This is a genomic window from Actinoplanes sp. NPDC051633 (assembly GCF_040681735.1).
Lineage (GTDB): Bacteria > Actinomycetota > Actinomycetes > Mycobacteriales > Micromonosporaceae > Actinoplanes.
The window spans coordinates 1-2,114 of the sequence record NZ_JBFAZH010001276.1 but is presented as its reverse complement, the minus strand read 5'-3'; the positions used below and the strand labels follow the sequence as shown (position 1 = coordinate 2,114).

Genomic DNA, 2,114 nt, shown 5'->3' with positions numbered 1-2,114 from the left:
GCCTCGGTGCCCGAGGAGCCCGCGTTGCCGCAGCCGGAGAGGATGACGACGGCCGCCGTCAGGGACGTGGCCGTGATGAGGAGTTGTCGACGCATACTGCCGCCTTCTGTGTCCCGGCTCGGCCGTGGTGACCGGAGCCGCGTGTCCGACGGGCAGTCGGTGGGGCCGATGCCCGTTGATTCATTCCCTACCGTGTCTACTCGCAGGGTGTGACAACTTTGGAACCCGCCACCCGACCGTTACCCAGCCGGTACCGCTTCGGGGGCCGTCCGGCGCCGCCGCCTGGTGCGCAACGGCTTGGGCGTGACCAGTCGCTGAACGATCGCCAGCACACCCTCGACCAGCAGCGCCAGCGCCGCCACCACTATTCCGCCGGCCACGATCTGACCGCCGCCACCGGCGCTCATGCCGATGCCGAAGCCGGCGCTGATGATCTCACCGAGCCCGCCGCCGTTGACGAACGCGGCCAGCGCCGCGGTCGCCACCACCTGGACCGCCGCGGTGCGCAGGCCGGCCGCCAGGTACGGCACGCTCAGCGGCAACTCGACCCGGCGCAGCAGCTGCCCGCCGGACAGCCCCATCCCCTTCGCCGCCTCGCGGGTCTCGGGGTCGATCTGCCGCAGGCCGGTGTACGCGTTGGCCAGCAGCGGCGGCACCGCGAAGACCGCCAGCGCCACCACGACCGGCGGCTTGCCGAAGCCGAGCGGGGTCAGCGGCAGGATGGTGAGCAGCGCCAGCGTGGGGATGGCCAGGGTCAGGTTGGAGACGGTGATGACCGCCCCGCCGCCCCGGCCGCGATGCCCGAGCCAGATGCCGATCGGCCAGCCGACCAGGCAGCCCAGCAGCACCGCCAGCCCGCTGATCGTCAGGTGCTCGATCAGGCGCGGGAGCAGCCCGTCCGGGTTGGTCCAGTTCAGCGGGTCGTTGAGCCAGACGAATCCCTGCTCGAAGTAGTTCATGACGCCCTGCCCCGGGTCCACGGTGTGAGCAGCCGGCCCACCCCGGCCAGCACCAGATCGAGCACCAGCGCCAGCGCCACGCAGAGCACCGCACCGGTGAGGATCTGCGCCTTGTAGAAGTTGTTGCGGAAGCCGCCCAGGATCAGGTCGCCGAGCCCGCCCTGGCCGATCAGCGAGCCGACCGTCACCAGTGCGACCGTGGACACCGTCGCGAGCCGCAGCCCGGTGATGATGCCGGGCAGGGCCAGTGGCAACTCGATCCGGAACAGGCGGCCTACTCTGCCGTACCCCATGCCCGCGGCAGCGTCACGCACCTCGTCGGGGACCTGGGTGAGACCGGCCAGGGAGTTGCGGACCAGCACCAGCAGGGCGTAGAGGACGAGCGCGATCAGCACCGACGCCACGCTCGTGGTGCCCACCGCCGGAGCGAGCAACGCCAGCAGGGCCAGCGACGGAATCGTGTACAGGACGCCGGAGAATGCAAGAATCGGCCCGGTCAGCGGACGGATCCAATAGGCGACGACCGCTAGCGGCACAGCCACGACGAGAGCGATGATCACCGTCTCGGCGGTCAGCCCCGCGTGAAAGCGCAGAGCCTCGAGAATCGTGTCGGCGTTGTCATGCACGTATCGCCAGGAGAACCATGGGTTGCCCGGCCCGTCATCGGCGGGCGCGGCCAGTGGGGCAGCCGCGTGGCCCCACGACAGGAAGGACATACGTGGACGCTACCGCGATCAACGACTCCGGCGCTGCACGCACGGCGGCCTCAATTTCCCTCGAAAATGTAGGAAAGGTTTATCCCGACGGCACGGTGGCGGTCGGCGACATCAGCCTCGAGGTGCCGGCCGGCGAGCTGGTCGTGCTGATCGGGCCGTCGGGCTCCGGCAAATCCACCGTGCTCAGGATGATCAACCGGCTGATCGAGCCGTCCAAGGGCCGCATCCTGATCGACGGCGAGGACGTGACGCAGCAGGACCCGGTGGTGCTGCGGCGCCGGATCGGCTACGTGATCCAGAACGTCGGACTCTTTCCGCACCAGACCATCCGCACCAACGTGGGCACCGTGCCGCGGCTGCTGGGCTGGGACAAGAAGAAGATCAACCAGCGGTCGGACGAACTGCTGGACCTGGTCGGCCTCGACCCCGGCCGGTACGG

3 protein-coding genes are annotated in these 2,114 nt (G+C 69.7%); 1 reads left to right on the top strand and 2 read right to left on the bottom strand.

Features of this window, described 5'->3' with window-relative positions; all coding sequences use genetic code 11:
• Window positions 1-239 precede the first annotated feature (239 nt).
• The gene (locus AB0M20_RS40020) at window positions 240-959 is read right to left on the bottom strand and encodes an ABC transporter permease subunit (protein WP_364306357.1); all 720 of its coding nucleotides are present in this window, start codon (window positions 957-959) and stop codon (window positions 240-242) included.
• Window positions 956-1,675, bottom strand: coding sequence for an ABC transporter permease subunit (locus AB0M20_RS40015; protein ID WP_364306355.1), 720 nt, complete (start codon window positions 1,673-1,675; stop codon window positions 956-958). The genes AB0M20_RS40020 and AB0M20_RS40015 overlap by 4 nt, the downstream gene beginning before the upstream one ends.
• Before the next feature lie 2 nt (window positions 1,676-1,677).
• Between AB0M20_RS40015 and AB0M20_RS40010 the strand changes: the two genes are divergently transcribed.
• A partial coding sequence (locus tag AB0M20_RS40010) for an ATP-binding cassette domain-containing protein (RefSeq protein WP_364306353.1) occupies window positions 1,678-2,114 on the top strand: 437 nt, incomplete at its 3' end.

Coding starts and splice junctions, on each gene's coding strand:
- AB0M20_RS40020 (WP_364306357.1), bottom strand. CDS start 959: ATGAACTACTTCGAGCAGGGATTCGTCTGGCTCAACGACCCGCTGAAC.
- AB0M20_RS40015 (WP_364306355.1), bottom strand. CDS start 1,675: ATGTCCTTCCTGTCGTGGGGCCACGCGGCTGCCCCACTGGCCGCGCCC.